Annotated in this window: 17 protein-coding genes and 2 pseudogenes; 10 read left to right on the top strand and 9 right to left on the bottom strand. The window is 67.0% G+C overall.

Annotation, left to right across the window (positions count from 1 at the left end; all coding sequences use genetic code 11):
- Positions 1-7 precede the first annotated feature (7 nt).
- From ACFJGX_RS04855 to ACFJGX_RS04845, 3 genes are read right to left on the bottom strand one after another with little or no spacing between them, the layout of a single operon-like run.
- On the bottom strand, positions 8-2,413 hold the full coding sequence (locus ACFJGX_RS04855) for an N-6 DNA methylase (protein ID WP_382327881.1): 2,406 nt from the start codon (positions 2,411-2,413) through the stop codon (positions 8-10).
- 42 nt (positions 2,414-2,455) lie between these two features.
- Positions 2,456-2,857, bottom strand: a complete 402-nt coding sequence (locus ACFJGX_RS04850) for a DNA cytosine methyltransferase (RefSeq protein ID WP_382327879.1) — start codon at positions 2,855-2,857, stop codon at positions 2,456-2,458.
- A 28-nt stretch (positions 2,858-2,885) separates the two neighbouring features.
- Positions 2,886-3,554, bottom strand: coding sequence for a DNA cytosine methyltransferase (locus tag ACFJGX_RS04845; RefSeq protein ID WP_382327877.1), 669 nt, complete (start codon positions 3,552-3,554; stop codon positions 2,886-2,888).
- Between the two features lie 440 nt (positions 3,555-3,994).
- Between ACFJGX_RS04845 and ACFJGX_RS04840 the strand changes: the two are divergent.
- Positions 3,995-5,322 (top strand): annotated as a pseudogene (locus tag ACFJGX_RS04840) (NAD(P)/FAD-dependent oxidoreductase).
- 16 nt (positions 5,323-5,338) lie between these two features.
- On the opposite strand, the gene ACFJGX_RS04835 reads toward ACFJGX_RS04840, so the two are convergent.
- The gene (locus ACFJGX_RS04835) at positions 5,339-6,082 is read right to left on the bottom strand and encodes a class I SAM-dependent methyltransferase (protein WP_382322490.1); all 744 of its coding nucleotides are present in this window, start codon (positions 6,080-6,082) and stop codon (positions 5,339-5,341) included.
- Positions 6,083-6,102: 20 nt separating this feature from the next.
- Entirely contained in the window at positions 6,103-7,371 is a 1,269-nt protein-coding gene (locus ACFJGX_RS04830; protein ID WP_382327875.1) for a cation:proton antiporter, read from the bottom strand.
- A 328-nt stretch (positions 7,372-7,699) separates the two neighbouring features.
- Here ACFJGX_RS04830 and ACFJGX_RS04825 point away from each other — a divergent pair, with 328 nt between their 5' ends.
- The 5 genes from ACFJGX_RS04825 (at position 7,700) to ACFJGX_RS04805 (ending at position 12,969) form a co-directional block, all read left to right on the top strand.
- A complete protein-coding gene (locus ACFJGX_RS04825; RefSeq protein WP_382152545.1) occupies positions 7,700-8,809 on the top strand; it encodes a porin in 1,110 nt (369 codons plus the stop codon).
- Positions 8,810-9,124: 315 nt separating this feature from the next.
- Entirely contained in the window at positions 9,125-9,955 is an 831-nt protein-coding gene (phnC, locus tag ACFJGX_RS04820) for a phosphonate ABC transporter ATP-binding protein (RefSeq protein WP_382322493.1), read from the top strand.
- A 47-nt stretch (positions 9,956-10,002) separates the two neighbouring features.
- A complete protein-coding gene (gene phnD, locus ACFJGX_RS04815; RefSeq protein WP_382322494.1) occupies positions 10,003-10,953 on the top strand; it encodes a phosphonate ABC transporter substrate-binding protein in 951 nt (316 codons plus the stop codon).
- 41 nt (positions 10,954-10,994) lie between these two features.
- A complete protein-coding gene (gene phnE / locus ACFJGX_RS04810; RefSeq protein ID WP_382163808.1) occupies positions 10,995-11,780 on the top strand; it encodes a phosphonate ABC transporter, permease protein PhnE in 786 nt (261 codons plus the stop codon).
- Between the two features lie 40 nt (positions 11,781-11,820).
- On the top strand, positions 11,821-12,969 hold the full coding sequence (locus ACFJGX_RS04805; RefSeq protein WP_382322495.1) for a TIGR03364 family FAD-dependent oxidoreductase: 1,149 nt from the start codon (positions 11,821-11,823) through the stop codon (positions 12,967-12,969).
- Positions 12,970-12,983: 14 nt separating this feature from the next.
- Here the strand turns inward: ACFJGX_RS04805 and ACFJGX_RS04800 are convergent, their stop codons facing one another.
- The 3 genes from ACFJGX_RS04800 to ACFJGX_RS04790 form a co-directional block, all read right to left on the bottom strand.
- Complete coding sequence (locus tag ACFJGX_RS04800) at positions 12,984-13,295, bottom strand: DMT family transporter (protein WP_382322496.1); 312 nt, start codon at positions 13,293-13,295, stop codon at positions 12,984-12,986.
- A gap of 5 nt (positions 13,296-13,300) precedes the next feature.
- On the bottom strand, positions 13,301-13,759 hold the full coding sequence (locus tag ACFJGX_RS04795) for a carboxymuconolactone decarboxylase family protein (RefSeq protein ID WP_382322497.1): 459 nt from the start codon (positions 13,757-13,759) through the stop codon (positions 13,301-13,303).
- A 110-nt stretch (positions 13,760-13,869) separates the two neighbouring features.
- The gene (locus ACFJGX_RS04790) at positions 13,870-15,291 is read right to left on the bottom strand and encodes a PLP-dependent aminotransferase family protein (protein ID WP_382327873.1); all 1,422 of its coding nucleotides are present in this window, start codon (positions 15,289-15,291) and stop codon (positions 13,870-13,872) included.
- 65 nt (positions 15,292-15,356) lie between these two features.
- Between ACFJGX_RS04790 and ACFJGX_RS04785 the strand changes: the two genes are divergently transcribed.
- The gene (locus ACFJGX_RS04785; RefSeq protein ID WP_382322498.1) at positions 15,357-15,974 is read left to right on the top strand and encodes an FMN-dependent NADH-azoreductase; all 618 of its coding nucleotides are present in this window, start codon (positions 15,357-15,359) and stop codon (positions 15,972-15,974) included.
- 8 nt (positions 15,975-15,982) lie between these two features.
- Here the strand turns inward: ACFJGX_RS04785 and ACFJGX_RS04780 are convergent, their stop codons facing one another.
- Positions 15,983-16,951 carry a LysR substrate-binding domain-containing protein gene (locus ACFJGX_RS04780; RefSeq protein WP_382322499.1) on the bottom strand — a complete coding sequence of 323 codons (969 nt, stop codon included), beginning with the start codon at positions 16,949-16,951 and terminating at the stop codon, positions 15,983-15,985.
- Positions 16,952-17,071: 120 nt separating this feature from the next.
- Here ACFJGX_RS04780 and ACFJGX_RS04775 point away from each other — a divergent pair, with 120 nt between their 5' ends.
- From ACFJGX_RS04775 to ACFJGX_RS04765, 3 genes and pseudogenes are all read left to right on the top strand, one after another.
- Positions 17,072-18,055, top strand: coding sequence for a tripartite tricarboxylate transporter substrate-binding protein (locus ACFJGX_RS04775; protein ID WP_382327871.1), 984 nt, complete (start codon positions 17,072-17,074; stop codon positions 18,053-18,055).
- Between the two features lie 2 nt (positions 18,056-18,057).
- Positions 18,058-18,624 carry a DUF4863 family protein gene (locus tag ACFJGX_RS04770; RefSeq protein WP_382322501.1) on the top strand — a complete coding sequence of 189 codons (567 nt, stop codon included), beginning with the start codon at positions 18,058-18,060 and terminating at the stop codon, positions 18,622-18,624.
- Between the two features lie 44 nt (positions 18,625-18,668).
- Positions 18,669-19,172: pseudogene (locus ACFJGX_RS04765) on the top strand (nitroreductase); the annotation flags it as partial.
- Positions 19,173-19,214 lie beyond the last annotated feature (42 nt).

Raw genomic sequence — 19,214 nt, 5'->3', positions numbered from 1 at the left:
TACCAGGTCAGTTCCGACTGCACCAGTGGCATGGACCCGAGAAGATGCCGTTGCGGTCGGTCGTAATGCCCTTACGTGCCTTGTACTCAGGCTTTGCACCTGCTGCAAAGACCTTCGAAAACACGGCTTGGTCTTGCGTGGAGCCGACCAGCCATGGGCGCGTTCCATCGCCCCCTGGCACTGGTACCGCAGTTCCATCGATCCGTTTGGCAGTCTGGCGGAACTGCTCCGCCGAAGCGTAGGTCCGTTGGTTGGTGCTCTTGTCCGGGTCTGCGGTCCATGAGCGGTAAGCAACAGGAAATACGGTGGCTGCATCCCTTTGGAGTATCAGGAATGTGGGGTGGTTGCTGACACCATCGAACGGCCTGATGTCCTGGTAGTCCTCAACCAGCAGGACGCGGCACTGCAAGCTGCCGTTGTCAATCGAGAAGCGCCTGAAGCCGGCGCTGGACTCGGTCGTGAACACGGATCCAGGTAGGAAGAAGCCCAAGCGCCCATCGCGGGCAAGGTAGTGCTTCACGGCCTGGTAGGTGATCACAGTCGAGATATCCGACTCGATGCCACCCACCCATTTGTCGGCGCTGAAGACGCCGAGCCCCCGGCAATGTTTTTGGATCGACTGGGCATAGTCCTTTGGCAGGTTGCTCCACTTGACCCAAGGCGGGTTGCCGCAGATGTGGGATGACGGCGGAATCGCACCTGCCGCAAAGCGGTCAGCCAGTATCGAGCACCAGATGCCATTCCATCCTTGGTCGTGGAGTTCGACCAAGTTTCCGACAGTATTGCCAACAATGGAAATGTCGGACGGATCAAGCCCCATGGCTTGCAGGTCGGCGAGGATCGAACCGCAGATCTTTGCTGCAGCGTAGTCTGCATCGATCAACATCCGTATCTTCGCGAAGATCCGGAAGAAATCCGGGTGTCCGATCATCCTCTCAGGGACGGAAAACTCCCTGGGTCCCAATTCCGTGTGGAGGACGTGGCTGTAGTTCCGGAAGAAGTCGACGGCGGCAGGGTAGACGGCATCTGCCAAGTACACCGGTAGGCGGATGGGATGCGCAGGGTCCAGGTGTGGGGACAGGAAGACGGCAAGCGACCCTTTTGCAGCAAGGACGGCAAGTGGATTGAGGTCGATGCCGTGGATACCCGCGAGCAGCGATTGGGCCGTAGCGTCGTTGCCGGCCTTGCGCCGGCGACGAATCGCTTCGAGCAAGAAGGTGCCCGACCCGCACGTGGGATCCGTCAGCGAATCCGATGGCTGCCATTCGAGCAGGTCCATGCCATGTTCAGCCAGCCAGTCCGGCGTGTAGAACTCGCCAAGCGCATGCCTGACTTCCCGAGGGATGAACCGCTCGTAGATACCCTTGAACAGATCCCGCGTGGTATCCGCGTGTTTTTTGGATACGGCGAAGTCGACCCCGCTCAGCCTTCCCAGCATGGCGCCGAGCGAGTCTTGGTAGCGTGACCAGTCGTTGTCGTCCAAGTACCACGAGAAGAAATCGCCACTCAGCATGTTCAGGATGCCGGCGTGCTCAAACAACTCGCCTGTCTCCACCGCGCGCAGCCGCTCTGCCACTGGCACTCCCGGCTCCAGTACGTCTTGGCTGACTTTTGGAAGGGCACAGGCAGCGACTACCTTCGCAATGATGGCTATGTACGTATTGAGCGCGAACAGGTATGCAGCAGGGTTGTCCTGGTACGGTTGGTCATGGGAGATCTCCTGCCGGGCGAGCAGCTTCTGCATTTGCGCAGGCTGGAAACCTACGACCTGGCTAAAGAGCCTGCGCCACTCCGAAAACAGCATCTTGGTTTTCGTGGTGGCCGCCGAAGCATCCGCCTTGCAGATGCTGGCATAAAGCTCGGGAATCAGCGCCGTACCGTACTCCGAGTCGGGCCCCACCAACGCTTGTAGGAGCTGTGGGTGGACCAGCGGGCAGCCGTTGCTTTCCAAAGCGGCAAGCAGGCGGTCCGCGGCAATCCCGTCGAATGCCACAACATCTTCCCAAGTGGTTGCTGCGGCCGCGCCATCGAAACGGCCAAAGGTGATGTGTGCGCCGTCCCAGGCGACCATGACGTACTCCTCAAGAGCGCGCCCCTCTTCGGCAGAGATCAGGTCTGCATACTCTTCAGCCTGTTTGCGCGCGTGTATCGCCTTTGCGCCAGCGCGTCCGCCAAACGACTTCGGCGGCTCGTATTCGATGACCACGGCACCATGCGCCACGTCGGCGAACTTGGTGGGCTTACCCTTCTCCTTGAGGGCACGCTCGAGTTGGAATGGCGTCCAAGGAATGGATCGGTCCAAGCAAGCTTGCTCAAGCGCATTCTCGAGCGCATGCCGCAGCTGCGCTTCGTTTTGAGAAACTTCCGCTGCAGATATGACAGCGGTGACGAGGGTGGTGGTTGCGCTGCTCACATCAATACTCGTTCAGGCTCACCGGGGGAATGCATAACGGTCCTAGGCGCCCTTGCGGGCGCCCGGAACCTTTTGTGCAACCAAACCAGCACCGGAGAACAGGTGGGTGAATATGGCCTCTGCAAGCTTTGGCGGAACTGCGTTCCCGATCTGGGTGAACTTCGACTCCGTGTCTCCAATTGGCGTGAATTTGGCGTCGAAGGTCTGGATGCGCGCACATTCGCGCCACGACAGCCTACGCGGTGTTTCAAGCTTCTTGCGCTTCGGATTGGCCTCCAGGTGCTCGTACTCGCCAGAGAAGTCCCAGCGCTGCTTCCACCCATCAGCAAGGTTCGACCACGTCAGGGTCATCACCGGGCTGGCTGGATGCAGCGTGATGTGCCTCCAGTTGGCAACGACGGTGAATGCTGGGTCCGCCCATTTGGCCTTGCGGTTCCTGGACATGTAGTACCAAGAGAAGTGGCCCTCGGGATCATGCGGACGCTCGTAGAACTCGCCCTCTGGCGCACAGCGGCATGCCCTTGATCGCTTCGCCATGTGACGCGTACGGCAGTAGCGGGCCCGAAGCCTTGGTTGTTTTGCCGTGGGTTTCCTTGGGGAATTCGAAGGACTGGTTCAGGTCTTTCCTCACGCCAACGATGAATAGCCGTTTGCGCGATTGCGGCACACCATAGTCCTTGGCGTTCAGAAGCTTGTAGGCGACGTTGTAGCCGGCCTCATCGTAGGCTTCAAGCTGTTCCTTCAAGAAGGTGCCGCTGCTCAACTGCTTGAGGCCGGACACGTTCTCCGCGACGAAATACTTGGGCTGGACAATGCCGACTACGCGCAGGAATTGCTTGTACAAGCTCGTGCGCTCATCCTTTTCAGGATCCCGGTTCCCTGCCATAGAAAACGATTGACAGGGATAGCCGCCCACGACAACGTCGGCATCTGGAAAGGCTTGGATGCCCGAGATGTCCGCATTGCGGATGTCCGCGCCGGGAAAGTACTTCTCGAGCGTCTTGCAGGCATCGGCCAGTATGTCGTTCGAGAAGATGACGTGGCCGCCAGCCGCTTCCACGCCGAAGTCCATGCCACCGCAACCGGAGAACAGGGATAGCACCCTGATCTCTCCACCACTTTGTTCAAATTTTTTCTGCACGCTCTCTCGCTTCTCTACTGCGCATCTTCGGCATCGGAGCCTTGCAGGAGAAGAGGCCACTTAGCTTTCAAGTAGCCATCGATCGCGTCGCGGACGACCCAGGCAAGAGAGACCCTGTTCTCTGCCGCAATCCTTTCCAGGACTTGGTACTGTTCCTCAGGGAAGCTAACGGAAGCGCGAACCGTGCGCTCATGTGCCCCGCTGTCATTGCGTTTTGCCTGAGCCCGCATGGCTATTCCCCGAACTGAAGAGCAAGTGCACCATTTTACACCACAGTGGTGAACGTGACGGGCGCAGCGGAGTGAGGTTCCATCGTGACCCTTCAGCGCCATGGTCATGAAAGTCCGAGGCCTGTCTGGAGCAGTCGCGATCCACTAGGACAGCCTCCCTACATGGTATTTTTCAGCCCTCATCCGCCCGCACCACCCCAAGAGCCCCCAATGCACCCTGAAGACAACTGCGACGTCCTAGTCATCGGCGGCGGCCCCGCCGGCTCGACCATCGCCGCCCTGCTCGCGCGCGAAGGCCGCAAGGTGGTGTTGCTGGAGAAGGAGCACCATCCCCGCTTCCACATCGGCGAGTCGCTGTTGCCCGGCAACGTGGCCTTGTTCGACAAGCTCGGTGTGCGGGACCAGATCGAAAAAATCGGCATGCCGAAGTTCGGCATCGAGTTCGTTCCGCCGGATCTGGACTATTGCAGCTATGTCGATTTCGCCGAGGGTTGGGATCCGTCGATGGCATCGGCCTGGCAGGTGCGCCGTTCCGAGATGGACGAGCTGTTGTTTCGCCATGCGGCCAAGGTGGGCGCCGAGGCGCTCGAAGGCGCGAAGGTCACCGAGGTGGCTTTCGACGACGAGGGCGCCAGTGCCGAGGCGGTGCTCGACAGCGGTGAAAAGCGCCGCTGGCGCGCCCGCTTCGTGGTGGACGCCACGGGCCGCGACACCTTGCTGGCGAACAAGTTCAAGTGCAAGGAAAAGAACAAGGACCACAACAGCACGGCGCTGTTCTGCGCACTTCCCGCGGCGCGCGGCGCCTGGAAGGCAAGCGCGAGGGCAACATCAGCATCTGCTGGTTCGAGCACGGCTGGTTCTGGTTCATTCCGCTGGCCGACGGCACCACGAGCGTGGGCGCGGTGTGTTGGGCCTATTACCTGAAAGCGCGCGACAAGCCGCTGAAAGACTACTTCTTCGACACCATCGCCCTGTGCCCCGAGCTGCACGACCGCCTGAAGAACGCCACGCTGGTGGACGACCAGGTGCATGCCACGGGCAACTTCTCGTACTCCAGCACGCACGCCACTGGCGACCGCTACCTGATGGTGGGCGATGCGTTCACGTTCATCGACCCGATGTTTTCTTCGGGCGTGTTTCTGGCGATGCAAAGCGGCTTTGACGGCGCGCAGTTCGTCACCACGGCGCTGGACGCGCCGCAGCGCCTGCCCGCGGCCCGCGCCGCTTACGAGAAGCGCGTGCGCGTGGGCCCGCGCGACTATTCGTGGTTCATCTACCGCGTCACCAACCCCACCATTCGCGACATGTTCATGCACCCGAACAACCGGTTCAAGGTGAAGCAGGGTCTCATGTCGCTGCTGGCGGCGGACATTCACCACGGCCCGGCCTATCGGATGTCGCTGGTGATGTTCAAGCTGATCTACTACGTGGTCTCGGTGGCGAACTGGCGCCGCACGTATGCGGGCTGGAAGCGGCACCGCTTCAACATCCGCGACATGGGGGCGCTGCGCGGCGAGACGGTCATGAAGGCGGACTGACCGACGAGGTCTTTTCTCAGGGCCGCACGGCGGTGTACTCCGAGAACACGCCGAGCTCGGTGTGGCGCTGCACTTGCTGGAAGCCGGCGCGCTCCATGGCCTGCAAAATCTGCGCGGGCGGGATGCAGGTTTCGATGGTGTCCCAGTAGTAGCGCCACAGCTCCGCGCTGCCGCGCTCGCGGGCCACGAAGTGCGCCAGGGTGGGCACGATGCGGCGCATGTAGAACTTCACCAGGGTGCGCGAAAGGCGGCTCGAAGGTTGGCTGATTTCCAGGATCAGCAGCCGGCCGCCGGGCCGCAGCACGCGGTGGAATTCGCGCAGTGCGGCGTCCACGTCCGACACGTGCCGGAAGGCATAGCCAAAGCTCAGGAAGTCGGCTTCGCCCGTGGCGCAGGGCAGTTCCTCCGCCCGGCCGGCGCGCAGTTCCACGCCCGGCAGGTCCACCTGCGCCAGCATGCCGGGGCTCGGGTCCACGCCGATCAGGCGGCCGTGCTCGCCGATCAAGTCGCAGGCCTGGCGCGCGAGCAACCCCGTGCCGATGCCCACGTCCACCACCTTGTCGCCGGCCGCCAGGCCCGCCCGCACCAAGGCCTCGCGCCGGTACCAGCCACCCGAGCCGAACGCCATGGCGCGCTCGATGCGGTCGTAGTCGACGGCGGTCTCGTCGAAGATGCGGCGCACGTAGCGCGCATGGTCGGCCTCGTCGCGGTAGTAGGCGGGCAGGGGCGCATGCGGCAGGGAAGAGGTGGTGGGTTCCATCGAAGGTCTGCTCCTGGGGCTCAAGGCCGGTAGGGGTGGGTCGGGTGCTCGGGGCTGGGGTGTGGGCGCGCGCGGCCGACACCCGAGAACAGCGTCATCAGCGGCGTGGTCATGGCGGTGGTCACCAGGGCCATGACGAGAAGGATGGTGAAGAGCTCCGGGCCGATCAGGCCGGCGTCCAGGCCGATCTTCATCACGATGAGTTCCATCAGGCCCCGCGCGTTCATCAGCGCGCCGGTGGCCAGACTGTCGCGCCACGAGTAGCCAGCGATGCGCGCGCCCGCAGCCCCACCGGCGATCTTGCCCACTGTGCGCACGCCGAGCACGAGCAGCATGGCGCCGAGCCCGCCGCCAACGAAAGCGTTCGCCGTGGTGCCCAGGCCCGCCAGCGCGAAGAACAGCGGCATCAGCAGCACGATGGAAAACGGTTCGATGCGCTGGGCGAGCGAGTTGAGCAGCTGGTCGTCGCGCGGCAGCGCGGCACCGAAAAGAAAGGCGCCGAAGACCGCGTGCAGGTGCAGCCATTCGGTCGCCAGCGCGGTCGCCAGCAAACCGATCATGAGGGCCGCGAGCACCGAAAGGCCGGGCTCGCCGTCGGGCGCGTGCTTGCGCAGCCACCACGCGAAGGCCGGCCGCACGACCCAGAAGAGCGTGCCCACGAGCACGACGACGCCGATGCCGATTCGGGCCAGCCCCGCGTAGCCATCGCCCGCGCCCACCAGGGCCACGACGAAGGCCACGAGCACCCAGGCGAACACGTCGACCACGGCCGCGGAGGCCAGCGAGAGTTGCCCGAACCGCGTGTGCGTGAGGCCCTGGTCTTTGAGGATGCGGGCCATCACCGGGAAGGCGGTGATCGACAGCGCCGCGGCGATGAACAGCGCGAAGGGCCAGAAGCCCACACCGGCGGGCGCCAGCGTGGGGTGCAGCGCGGGCGAGATCGCCAGGCCCAGCGCGATCGGCACGACCACGCTCAGCACGCCCACGGCGCCAGCGGATCGCAGCTGTTCGCGCGCGCCCTTGTGGGCGCGCAGCTCGAGGCCCACGATGAACATGAACATCACCAGGCCCACGGTCGACAGCGCGGACAGACCGGCGAGCGAGGCCTTGTCGAAGATCTGCGCGTGCAGCGAGGGGAACAGCGCCCCCATGACGACCGGCCCGAGCAGCATGCCGGCGGCCATTTCACCGACCACGCTGGGCTGGCCGAGGTAACGGAGCAGCCAGCCGCAGGCGCGCGCGGTGACCAGGATGACGATGAGCTGGAGCAGCAGGACCGTTGCCGACATGGACGCCTCGTTCGTTGATGCAGCCCGGATGGTACAAGCGCGCGCGGAAAAGCCCGGCGCATTGTTGACGCAATAGAAACAGACTACTCCTGGTTATCGTCTTTATCCGAAGCGAGGTCGTGCCTATAGTTCTTTCCATGGGCTTCCACCTTCGTCATCTTCATTGCGCCATCGGCGCAGGCGCGCTGCGCGCCGTCTTCCAGGCCGCGGCACCACCGCCTTCCTGACCGCCCCCGCCCTCCTGTTCCTTCCATGGAAATGCCAACCCCGGTTTTCGCCAGGGACGGCCTCGTTCGCCCTCAACTTTCTTTACCCAAGAAAAGACACCATGAAAAAAATCGCCGCCGCAGCCGCTCTTGCAGCACTTGCAGTTCCCTCCTTCGCCCAGTCGAGCGTCACGCTGTATGGCGTGGCGGACATGTTCTATCAGTACGCCGATGGCGCGAACTCGCTGTCCCGCGCGCAATCGGGTGGCCTGGCCGGCAGCCGTTTTGGTCTGCGTGGCACGGAAGACCTGGGCGGTGGCCTGCGCGCAAACTTCACGCTGGAAGGTGGCGTGAACGTGGACGATGGCACCAGCGGCCAAGGCGGCGCGATGTTCGGCCGCCAGGCGCACGTGGGCTTGTCCGGCGCCTTCGGTTCGGTCTCGCTCGGTCGCCAGTACACCGCGCTCTACGCCGCCACGAACGACCACAGCCTGTTCACCAGCGCGGCCGCCGGCCCGTCCACCGCACTCATCGGCGGCTTCGGCGGCGGCTACGAGCTGGTGCGCGGTGCGTCGGCCACCGGTGCGCCTCCGCAAGCGGGCGCCACGGGCAACGGTGGTCCCGCGCGGATCAACAACTCGATCAAGTACGAATCCCCGAGCCTGGCCGGCTTCAAGCTGGGCGCGGTCTACGGCATGGGTGAAGTCGCCGGCGCCAGCGGCGACAACCAGGTGATGGAAGCCTCGGTGCGCTACACCGGCCATGGCTTCGACGTGATCGGCTCCTACCTCACCGACGAAGCCCGTGGCGGCATCGGCGTGAATTCGACGGACGCGCGCATCGGCACGCTGTCGGGCGCCTACAACTTCGCGCCGTTCCGCGTGGTGGCCGGCTACATCAACTTCGACGACAAGCGCGTGGCCGATCTCGATGGCGAAGGCGCCTGGATCGGTGTGGACTACCAGACCGGCAAGACCACCTGGAAAGCGCAGTACGTGCTCAACTCGCCCAAGAACCTGAGCAACGCGGACAGCAAGGCCTTTGGCGTGGGCGTGGTGTACGACCTCTCCAAGCGCACGGCCCTCTATTCGAGCCTGACCCGTTTCCGCAACGACGCCAACGCCGGCGCCGGCGGCCTGGGTCGTTTCAATGCGGCGCTGCCGGCCGGCCTGACCTCGGCGGCGGACAACGACATCACCGAGTTCGCCGTCGGCATCCGCCACACGTTCTGAACTTTTTCTGGAAGGCGCCGCTCAGACACTTATCTGGCGACGCCGCCGCCGCAACGTCTCTCCAAGGGTGGTCCATCCCAGATGACTCCACCTTTTTCACAGCCCCCTCGGGGGCTGTTTTTTTTGCGCGAAGAAGAAGCGCTGGGGTCGCTGAAAAGATGCATAGATTGGATCAATAGTTAACGATAAATTTTTGAATGGATTAAATGGCTGAGGGGGCGTGCGCTGTCACGGATCTGTCAAACGGCGTCGAAATACTGCCCTCATCCCAGTTGCAAGGCCCATCGCCACCCCGGCGCGCAAGGCCTCCATTCCATGAATCCCATCGTCTTGAGCGCAAGCGCCGTGCACCGCAGCTACGGCAGCCATCAGGCATTGCGCAATGTGTCTCTGGAGGTCCGGCGCGGTGAGCGCGTGGCCCTGCTGGGGGCGTCCGGCTCCGGCAAGTCGACGCTGATCCGGTGCCTGTGCGGGCTCGAAACCACCGACCCGGACGGCGGGCGCATCGAGGCCTTCGGCCAGTTGCTGCAGGCGCGGGGCCGGCTCAGCCCGGACATCCGCGCCCTGCGGCGGCGCATCGGCGTGATCTTTCAGCAGTTCAACCTGGTCGGCCGCCTGAGCGTGATGCAAAACGTGATGACGGGCCTGGCCGCGGAGGCGCCGCTGTGGCGCGCACTCGCCGGCCGGTACGACATGAGCGACCAGGCCCGGGCCTTGGACGCGCTCGATGCCATCGGCCTGATGCCTCAAGCCTTCCAGCGGGCGTCCACGTTGTCGGGTGGGCAGCAGCAACGCGCGGCCATCGCGCGCGTCCTGTTGCAAGGCGCCGAACTGGTGCTGGCCGACGAGCCGGTCGCGTCCCTGGATCCGCAGTCCACCCACCGCGTGATGGAGCAACTGGCCGCCCTGAACCGCGAGTCGGGCATGACGCTGGTGGTGAGCCTTCACCACGTGGCGCTGGCGCAGCGCTACAGCGATCGCGTGGTGGCGCTGCGCGATGGCGCCCTGGTCTACGACGGCCCCAGCAATGCACTGACGCCGGGTTTCCTCCAGCACCTCTACGGCACCGCCGCGGCGGAACTTCTGCACGAGCCCGGCACCGAGGCCCCTGCGCGCGACATGTTCCCACTGGCGCTGGCGGCCTGAGGCCGGCGCCCGCTTCTCTCACACCCCAACCTCCCAAAGGAAATTCCATGTTCAAGCTTCACACCCTGGCCATCGCCGCGCTGTCGCTCGCGGCCACCGTCGCCCATGCGCAGGACATCAACTTCGGCATCATCGCCACCGATTCGGCCTCGACCCAGCGCGAACGCTGGGAGCCCTTCTTCCGCGACATGGAGAAGAAGACGGGCCTGAGCGTCAAGTCCTTCTACGCACCCGACTACGCGGGCGTGATCGAGGCCATGCGCTTCAACAAGATCCAGGTGGCCTGGTACGGCAACAAGTCGGCCATGGAAGCGGTCGATCGCGCCAACGGCGAGGTCTTCGCGCAGGTCATGTTCGCCGACGGCAGCTTCGGCTACAAAAGCCTGCTCATCACCCGCCAGGACAGCCCGCTGAAGTCGTGGGACGACGTGGTGAAGAACGGAAAGTCGCTGAACTTCGGCATCGGCGACCCGAACTCCACGTCCGGCTTCCTCGTCCCGACCTTCTACCTGTTCTCGCAGAACAAGATCGACTACCGCACGGCCTTCAAGACCGCGCGCAACGCCAGCCACGGCGCCAACATCCAGGCCGTGCTGGCCCGCCAGATCGATGTGGCGACCAACAACACCGAAGAGCTGGACAAGCTCAAGGCCAACAAGCCCGAGCTGGCCAGCCAGATTCGCGTGCTGTGGGAAAGCCCCCTGATCCCCAGCGACCCCTTCGTCTGGCGCAAGGACCTGGACCCGACCGTCAAGGCCAAGCTCAAGGGCTTCATCCTGAACTACGCCAAGACCGACGAGCAGGAAAAGACGATTCTCAAGAACATCTACAACTACGGGGGCTTCCGCGAGTCGAGCAATGAACAGCTGGTGCCGATCCGCCAGCTCGAGCTGTTCAAGGACCGCAGCAAGATCGAGAACGACACCGCGCTGGATGCCGCGACGCGGGCCAGGCAGATCGCCGACATCGACGCCAGGCTGGCGGCCCTGAAGCTGTGAGCGCCACGACCCTCCCCCGCGCCGCGCCCAGCGCGGCGGCGCTGGATCGACTGAGGGCGCGCGCCGAAAGCGAGCGGCCGGGCCTGCTGACCTACCTGGCGTGGGCCGTGGTGCTGGGCGTGCTGGCCTGGGCCTGGCGCGGCGCGGAGATCCGGCCGCTCGATCTGATCCGCGACGCCGGCAACATCGGCACCTACGCCAGCGACTTCTTCCCGCCGGACTTCCGCGACTGGCGCATCTACGCCAACGAGATGCTGGTCACCGTGCACATCGCCATCTGGGGCACGGTGTTGGCGCTCGTGGCGGCGGTCCCGGCCGGGTTGCTGTGCGCCTCGAACGTGGCACCGCCCTGGGTGTACCAGCCCATGCGCCGCCTCATGGACGCCTGCCGAGCCATCAATGAAATGGTGTTCGCGATGCTGTTCATCGTGGCGGTCGGCCTGGGTCCGTTCGCAGGTGTGCTGGCGCTGGCCATCCACACCACCGGCACGCTCGCCAAGCTCTTCTCCGAGTCGGTGGAAGCCATCGACCCGCGCCCGGTCGAAGGCATCCGCGCCACCGGGGGCCACCGTCTGGTGGAGGTGATCCACGGTGTCATTCCGCAGGTGCTGCCGCTGTGGCTCAGCTTCACCTTGTACCGTTTCGAGTCGAACGTGCGCTCCGCCTCGGTGGTGGGCATGGTGGGCGCCGGCGGCATCGGGGTGGTGCTGTACGAGGTGATCCGCAGCTTCCAGTACGGGCAGACCGCCGCGGTGCTGTTGATCCTGGTGGTGACGGTCTCTCTGATCGACCTGGTGTCGGCCAAGGTGCGAAAACGATTCATCTGAAAAAAAGCGCCTGGCCTGTTTCTCATCGAACTCCAAAAAAATGACGGACATCCTTCACACGCCCAGCACCGCGCCGTCCCACTTCGACCTGATCGTCGTGGGCGCCGGCATCGTGGGCCTGGCCCACGCCTACACGGCGGCCAGCCGAGGCCTGAAGGTCTGCGTGGTCGAGCGCGACGCCGCCTGCATCGGCGCGTCGATCCGCAACTTCGGCTTCGTCACGGTCACGGGCCAAGGCGCGGGCAGCACCTGGCGCCGGGCGCGCCGCTCGCGCGAGGTGTGGGACACGGTGGCCCCGCAAGCCGGCATCGACGTCCTGCACCGCGGCCTGTACCTCTGCGCGCGGCGACCGCTGGCACGCGCCGTGGTGGAAGCCTTCATGCGCACAGAGATGGGTGAAGGCTGCGAGCTGCTCACGCCGGCCGAAGCCCGGCGCCGTGCACCGGTGCTGCGGCTGGATGAAGCGCAGGCCGTCCTGTACAGCCCGCACGACATGCGGGTGGAGTCCCGCACCGCCATCGGCTTGCTGGCCCGCTGGTTGGCCGAGCGGCACGGCGTGGTCTTCCGCTTTGGCGAAGCCGTGCTGGAGGTCGCCACGCCGCGCGTTCGAACCTCGCGCGCCGTGCTGCACGCCGATCGCGTGGCCGTGTGCACCAACACCGAACTGCACGGCCTGTTTTCCGAGCGGCTGGCCGCACAAGACTTGCGCCTGTGCCAACTGCAGATGTTGCGGGTCACGCCAGAGGCCGGGTTCCGGCTGCCGGGCTCGGTGATGGGCGATCTGAGCCTGGTCCGCTATCACGGCTACAGCCAGTTGCCCGAAGCCGCGCCCTTGCTCGCCCAGCTTCGGCACGAAGAGAGCGAATCGCTGGCCCACGGCATCCACCTCATCGTGGTGCAAAGCGCCGACGGTTCGCTGGTGGTGGGTGACTCGCATCACTACGGCGCGGCACCCGAGCCGTTCGCGCAAGAGCACGTGGACGCATTGATCCTGCGCCACCTTCGCGAAACGCTCAAGCTCCAGCAGGCGACCGTCAGCGCCCGGTGGGTCGGCACCTACCCCTCGTCCGCCACCCGCGACTGCTTCATCGACGCCCCCGACGATGCCACGCGCCTCGTGCTCGTGACCAGTGGCACCGGCGCGAGCACCGCCTTCGGCATCGCCGAAGACGTGTTCGCGGCCTGGTAGCCGCCGTTCGGCCCTCAGGCCAGCTTGAGCCCGATCACGCCAGCGAGGATGAGCGCGATGCACAGCAGGCGCAGCGGCGCGACCGGGTCGCCCAGGAGCGCCATGCCGAGCAGCGCGGTGCCCGCCGCGCCGATGCCGGTCCACACGGCGTAGCCCGTGCCCACGGGCAGCGTGCGCAGCGAGAGCGAGAGCAGCACCACGCTGCACACACCGGTGGCGACCGTGAGCAGCGAAGGCCACAGGCGCGTGAAGCCCAGCGAGGACTTCATCGCCAGGGCGAAGGCGATTTCGAGCAGGCCGGCGATGCCGAGCAGGGTCCACGCCATGGCGTTCAGGCCTTGGCGGCGGCGGCAGGCGTGGCGCGGAAGGCCACACCGAAGCGGTTGAAGGCGTTCATGAGGCCGATGGCGTAGGTGAGGTCGGCCAATTCCTTGTCGCTGAACTCGGCGGCGGCGGCCGCGTAGTCGGCATCGGGCACGCCGGTGTCGGCCACGCGCGTGACGCTCTCGGCCCAGGCCAGCGCGGCGCGCTCGCGGGGGGTGAACAGGCCACGCGCGTCGTGCCACACGGGCACCAGGGCGAGCTTGTCCACCGCGAGGCCGCCCTTGAGCAGGTCGCGGGTGTGCATGTCGATGCAGAAGGCGCAGCCGTTGATCTGCGAGACGCGCAGGTACACGAGGTCGACCAGGCCCTTGGGCAGGCCGCTTTTCTGGACGCTGGCGTACACGCCGCCAAAGGCCTTGTAACTCTCGGGCGAGACCTGGGCGTATTCGATGCGATTCGGGTTCATGACGGTTCCTTGAAAGAAAGTTTCGAAGGTCGCCATGGTGCGCATTCATGGCCCATCCAGAAAGAGCCAAGATGCGCGTTTCTCTCTGGGCCATGATCTGGCCCCTTCCGCTACAGCAGCCGCAGGATGCGCGCGCCGAGCTTCTCGGCCACGGCCTCGGTCTCGATGTTCGTGAAGCCGAGCAGCAGGGCCGGCGCCACGGGCCCGTCCATCGCCCAGTCCGACAGCGCCTCGGCGGACAGGCCTTCTTCGCGCAGGCGCGCGGCCAGCCGGCGGTCGGAGCGGCGGGCCTTGAGCCGCAGCACCAGGTGCATGCCACCCGGCGGGGCGTCGATGCTGAGGTGGGCGCCGAGCACGCGTTCGAGGCCCGCCGTCGCGGCCTCGCGGCGCTGCGCGTACAGCTTGCGCATGCGCTGGATGTGGCGCGCGAAATGGCCTTCGGTGATGAAGCCTGTGACGATGGCCTGCGTGAGCGCGGGGCTGCCGCCGGCAAAGACCTCGCTGACCTGCTCGAAGCGCGCCACCTGCGAGGGCGGCACCACCAGGTAGGCCAGGCGGATGCCGGGAAACAGCACCTTGCTGAAGGTGCCCGCGTACAGCACGCGGCCTTCGCGGTCCAGGCTCTTGAGCGCGGGCAGCGGGCGGCTGACGTAGCGGTATTCGCCGTCGTAGTCGTCCTCCACGATCCAGGCCTTGGCGCGCGCGGCCCAGTCCAGCAGGGCCTGGCGGCGCGGCAGCGAGAGCGACACGCACAGCGGGCTCTGGTGCGCGGGCGTCACCACCGCCGCGCGCGCGCGGGGCGCGAGCTTCAGGCCCTGGGCCACCTGCAGACCCTCGCCATCCACCGGCACCGGCACGGGGGTGATGCCCCGCTGGCCGAGCAACTCGCGCGTGGGCGGGTAGCCGGGGTCTTCCAGCCACACGCGGTCGCCCTCTTTCAGCAGGGCGTGCGCGATCAGCTCCATGGTCTGGCGGTAGCCCGAGGTCACGAACACCTGCGAGGCCGAGCAGGCGATGCCGCGCGAGACCTGGAGGTAGGCGGCGATCTCGGCGCGCAGCGCGGGCAGGCCTTGCACCGGCGGGTGCGCCATGTCGGCCGGCTGCATGGCGCGCACGCAGCGCGCGCCCAGGCGCGCCCAGATCTTGCGCGGGAACGCGTCCAGCGCGGGCAGGCCCAACTGGAACGGCAGGATGGAGTCGGGCCGGAAACCCGCCGCCGCGCTGCCGCTGCGCGGCGCTCGCTCGGGCAGGGCCACGGGCATGCGCGGCTTGAGGCCCGGCGTCACGATGGTGCCGGCCTGGCCCCGCGCCTGGATGTAGCCCTCGGCGCCGAGCAGCGCATACGCCGCCTCCACCGTGCCCCGGGCCAGGCCCAGCTCGGTCATCAGCGCCCGCGCGGACGGGATGCGGTCGCCGGGCTTGAGCACGCCGCTGGCGATGGCGCCGCGAAAGCGCTCGTGGATCTGGCGGTAGAAGGGCTCGGTGGACGACGGGTCCAGCGGCGAGAGGGCGGGGGGCGGTCGGTTCGGCATGGCCCAGCCATCTTATCGATTCATGGCTCTTTTCGATGGGCCATGCCGGCCCAAGAATGCCGCCCATGAACATCCTTCACCTCAGCTTCAGCCCCCGTGGCCCCGACTCCGAGAGCCACCGGCTCGCCCTGCGCATCATCGAGCACCTGCAACGCGCCCACCCCACGGCGGCGCGGGTCGAGCGGGCGCTGGGCACCGACGCGCCGCCGCCCATCGATGGCGCGCACGCCACCGCGCTGGGCGCCGCGCAGGCCTCGCCGGCCGAGGCATCGAACGCGGGCACGCTGTCCCTCTCCGAAACCCTCATCAGCGAACTCGAGCGGGCCGACGTGGTGGTGATCGCCACCCCCATGCACAACTTCAGCGTGCCCGCCGCGCTCAAGGCCTGGATCGACCACATCGTGCGCGTGCGCCGCAGCTTCGACGTGGGGCCTCAGGGCAAGCTCGGCCGGCTGCGCGACCGCCCGGTGCTGGTGGCCGTGTCCTCGGGTGGTGCGTTCTCGGGCGAGCGCGCGCGCCAGCCCGACTTCCTCACGCCCTACCTGCGCGCCGTGCTGGCCGTGATCGGCCTGCGCGATGTCACCTTCTTCACGGTCGAGGGCACCGGCGGCGGCGCGGACGCCGTGGCGCAGGCCCGCGCCCGGGCCGAGCGCGCGCTGCAGGCGCACTTCGACGCGATCTGAACGCCCGCTCAGGCCACCTGCGCCGCCGCGCGCGCCACCCCGTCGCGCAGCCACACGTGCGCCGGGTCGTGGTCGTTGCGGCTGTGCCAGACCGCGCGGAAGGTGGACAGGGCGCTGGGGTAGGGCGGTTCGCGCATGCGCAGTTCGCCGCTTTCGGCCAGGTTGCGCGCGAGCGACGACGGCATGATGGACAGCATGTCCGAGCCGCGCAGCAGCGCGGGAATCGCCAGCGAGTGCGGCACGGTGGCGCGGTAGCGCGGCGCCAGGGCCACGGCGGACAAGGCCTCTTCGAGCGCATGGCGGTCGAACATCTCGGCCTGCCGAGCCAGCCCCCGCTCCAGGATGAAGCCGCCCACCGCGCCCTCTTCCTGCCCACCCACCGACACCGTCACCAGCGGGTAGCGCGCGAGGTCCGCCAGCGCGAGCTTTCGGCGCGAGGCCGGGTGGTCCTTGCGCATCACGATCCGCTCGCCCTGCGTCATGAGCGTGCGCGAGCTCAGGCGCGAAGGCACCTGCGCGAAGATGCCCACCGCGAGGTCGATGCGGCCCACGTCGATCTGCTCCGCGAGGTCCAGCCGCGTGGAGGGGCGCACCACCAGGTCGATGCCCGGCGCCTCCAGCGCCATCAGCCGGCTGAGCTCGGCCACCATCACCGCCGTGAGGTGGTCGTTGGCGGCGAGCACGAAGCGCCGGGTGGAGCGCGCCGGGTCGAACGGCTCCACGCCCAGCGTGGCCTCGATGCGGCGCAGCGCATCGCGCAGCTCGTCGGCCATGGCCATGGCGCGCGCCGTGGGCACCATGCCCTTGGCCGTGCGCACGAACAGTTCGTCGCCCACCACCTCGCGCAGGCGCGTGAGCGCGTGGCTCACCGCCGACTGGCTCAGGTTCAGGCGTTTGCCCGCGCGCAGCAGGTTGCGGTCTTCGTGCACCGCGTCGAACACCTTGATGAGGTTCAGGTCGATGCGTCCGATGCTCATGGCGTGTCCTTGGCGAATTGCATGGCGTGCATTTTGCTCTTGCAAAAACAGCGATTCCATTCAAGTCGATCGATGGCGATCATCCGCATATTCCCACCCTGAACCCCACGGAGCCCCACCATGAACACCCTCTCGCGCCGGCGCTTCGGCGCCACCAGCCTCGTCGCCCTGGCCGCCACCGCCTGGCAGCCCGCCAGCTGGGCGCAGACCACCGTGCGCCGGCTGCTCGTCGGCTACCCCCCGGGCGGCACGCTGGACCAGACCGCGCGCCGCGTGGCCGAGGCCTGGCGCAAGCAGGGCGCGAGCTTCATCGTGGACAACCGCGCGGGCGCCGCCGGTCGCGTGGCCAGCGCGCAGCTCAAGCGCGAGCGCGCCGACGGCAACACCCTGCTGTGCACCCACACCTCGGCGCTCAGCATCTACCCGCACGTCTACACCAAGCTCATGTACGACGCGGTGGCCGACTTCGTGCCCATCTCGCCGGTGGTCTCGGCCACCTGCGCGCTGGCGGTGGGCCATGCGGTGCCCACCTCGGTGAAGACACTGGCCGACTACGTGAAGTGGGTGCGGCAGTCGCCCGCCCACGCCATGTACGCCTCGCCCGCCGCCGGCTCGATGGCGCACTTCCTGGGCTTCCAGTTCTCCGAGGCGGCCGGCCTGCAGCTGCAGCACGTGGGCTACCGCGGCTCGGCCCCGGCCATGAACGACCTGCTCGGCGGCCAGATCCCCGCCTACCTCGGCTTCGTGGCCGACTTCCTGCCCTACCTGCAGAGCGGCAAGCTGCGCATCCTGGCCGTGAGCGGCGAGAAGCGCTCGCGTTTCCTGCCGGCGGTGCCGAGCTTTCCGGAGCAGGGCTACGCCGCGCTCACCGGCGTGGAGTCGTACGGCCTCTTCGCGCCGCCCGGCACGCCCGAGGCCACGGTGAAGACGCTGCACGAGGCGGTGACCGCCGCCAGCCGCGACGAGACCCTGGTGGCCGGCTTCGAAGAGGTGGGCCTGGAGCTGTTCAGCCTCAGCCCCAAGGCCTACGAGCGCTACATCCAGACCGAGCGCGACAAATGGGGGCCCGTGGTGCGCGCATCCGGCTTCAAATCGGAGGAATGAAGATGTCACCCCAGACCACCGACGACCGCGAAGCCCTCATCCAGCGCAGCATCGCCTTTCTGGACGAGGTCAAGGACATGACCGCCGGCACGCCCCTGGAGCGCTGGCTGAACAGCACGCACGGCCCGGGCAGCGCGCTGTACGAAGACTTGGCGCGCCTCGTGAAAGCCGGCGTGCGCGACGGCTGGGCCGCCAACGTCGAGATCACCGGCCCGCACTACCGCCGCAGCCGCATCGCCGAGCCTTCGGCGCGCACGCACTGGTTCAGCATCACGGCGGTGGTCATGGACAGCACCGGCAACACGCAGGGCAATCCGGGCCACACCTTTCGCGGCCAGTACCACGCCCACCCCTACGGCGAGCTGAACATGGTGATCCCGCTCAACCCCGGCGCCGCGCTGGCCGGCCCCAATGGCTGGTGCGAAGGCGGCTGGACCGCGCCCGGCCCGGGCAGCCACCACTACCCCGAGGCGCGCGGCGGCGCGGTCATCGCGCTGTTCTACCTGCCCGCCGGGCGCATCGCCTACCACCCGCCGCCGGTGGAAGCGGCCACGGAGAACGCAACGTGAACAGGCCTTCCATCCAAGACACCACCCGCGTGGTCGATGGCGTGATGCGCTCGCGCCGGACCCTGCGCGCCTTCCGGCCCGAGCCGGTGCCGCGCGCGCTGCTGGAGGAACTGCTGGCCGTGGCCGCCACCGCGCCGAGCAACTCCAACACCCAGCCCTGGCGCGTGCACGTCCTCGCCGGCGCGCCCCTGCAGGCGATGGGCGACGCGCTGGTGGCCGCCTTCCGCGAGAACCGCCTGCCACCCTCGCCGCATTTCCCCGAGCCCCTGCCCGAGGAACACGCGCAGCGGCAGCGCGATTTCGGCGCGCTCTACTACCGCACCCTGGGCATCGCCGTCACCGACATGCCGGCCCGCATGCGCCAGACCGAGAAGAACTTCCATTTCTTCGGCGCGCCGGTCGGCCTGATCTTCACCATCGACGCCCGCCTGGCGCCGCACAGCTGGCTGGACCTGGGCCTGCTGGTGCAGAACGTGATGATCGCGGCCAGCGCGCGCGGCCTGGGCAGCTGCCCACAGGTGTCGTTCGCGCGCTTCCACCCGGTGGTCGCTCAGCACCTCGGCCTGCGGGAGCACGAACTCACGGTGTGC

Origin of the sequence: Hydrogenophaga sp. UC242_50 (genome assembly GCF_042697355.1) — a bacterium.
Classification (GTDB): domain Bacteria; phylum Pseudomonadota; class Gammaproteobacteria; order Burkholderiales; family Burkholderiaceae_C; genus Hydrogenophaga.
This window is presented reverse-complemented; position numbering and strand designations above follow the sequence as displayed.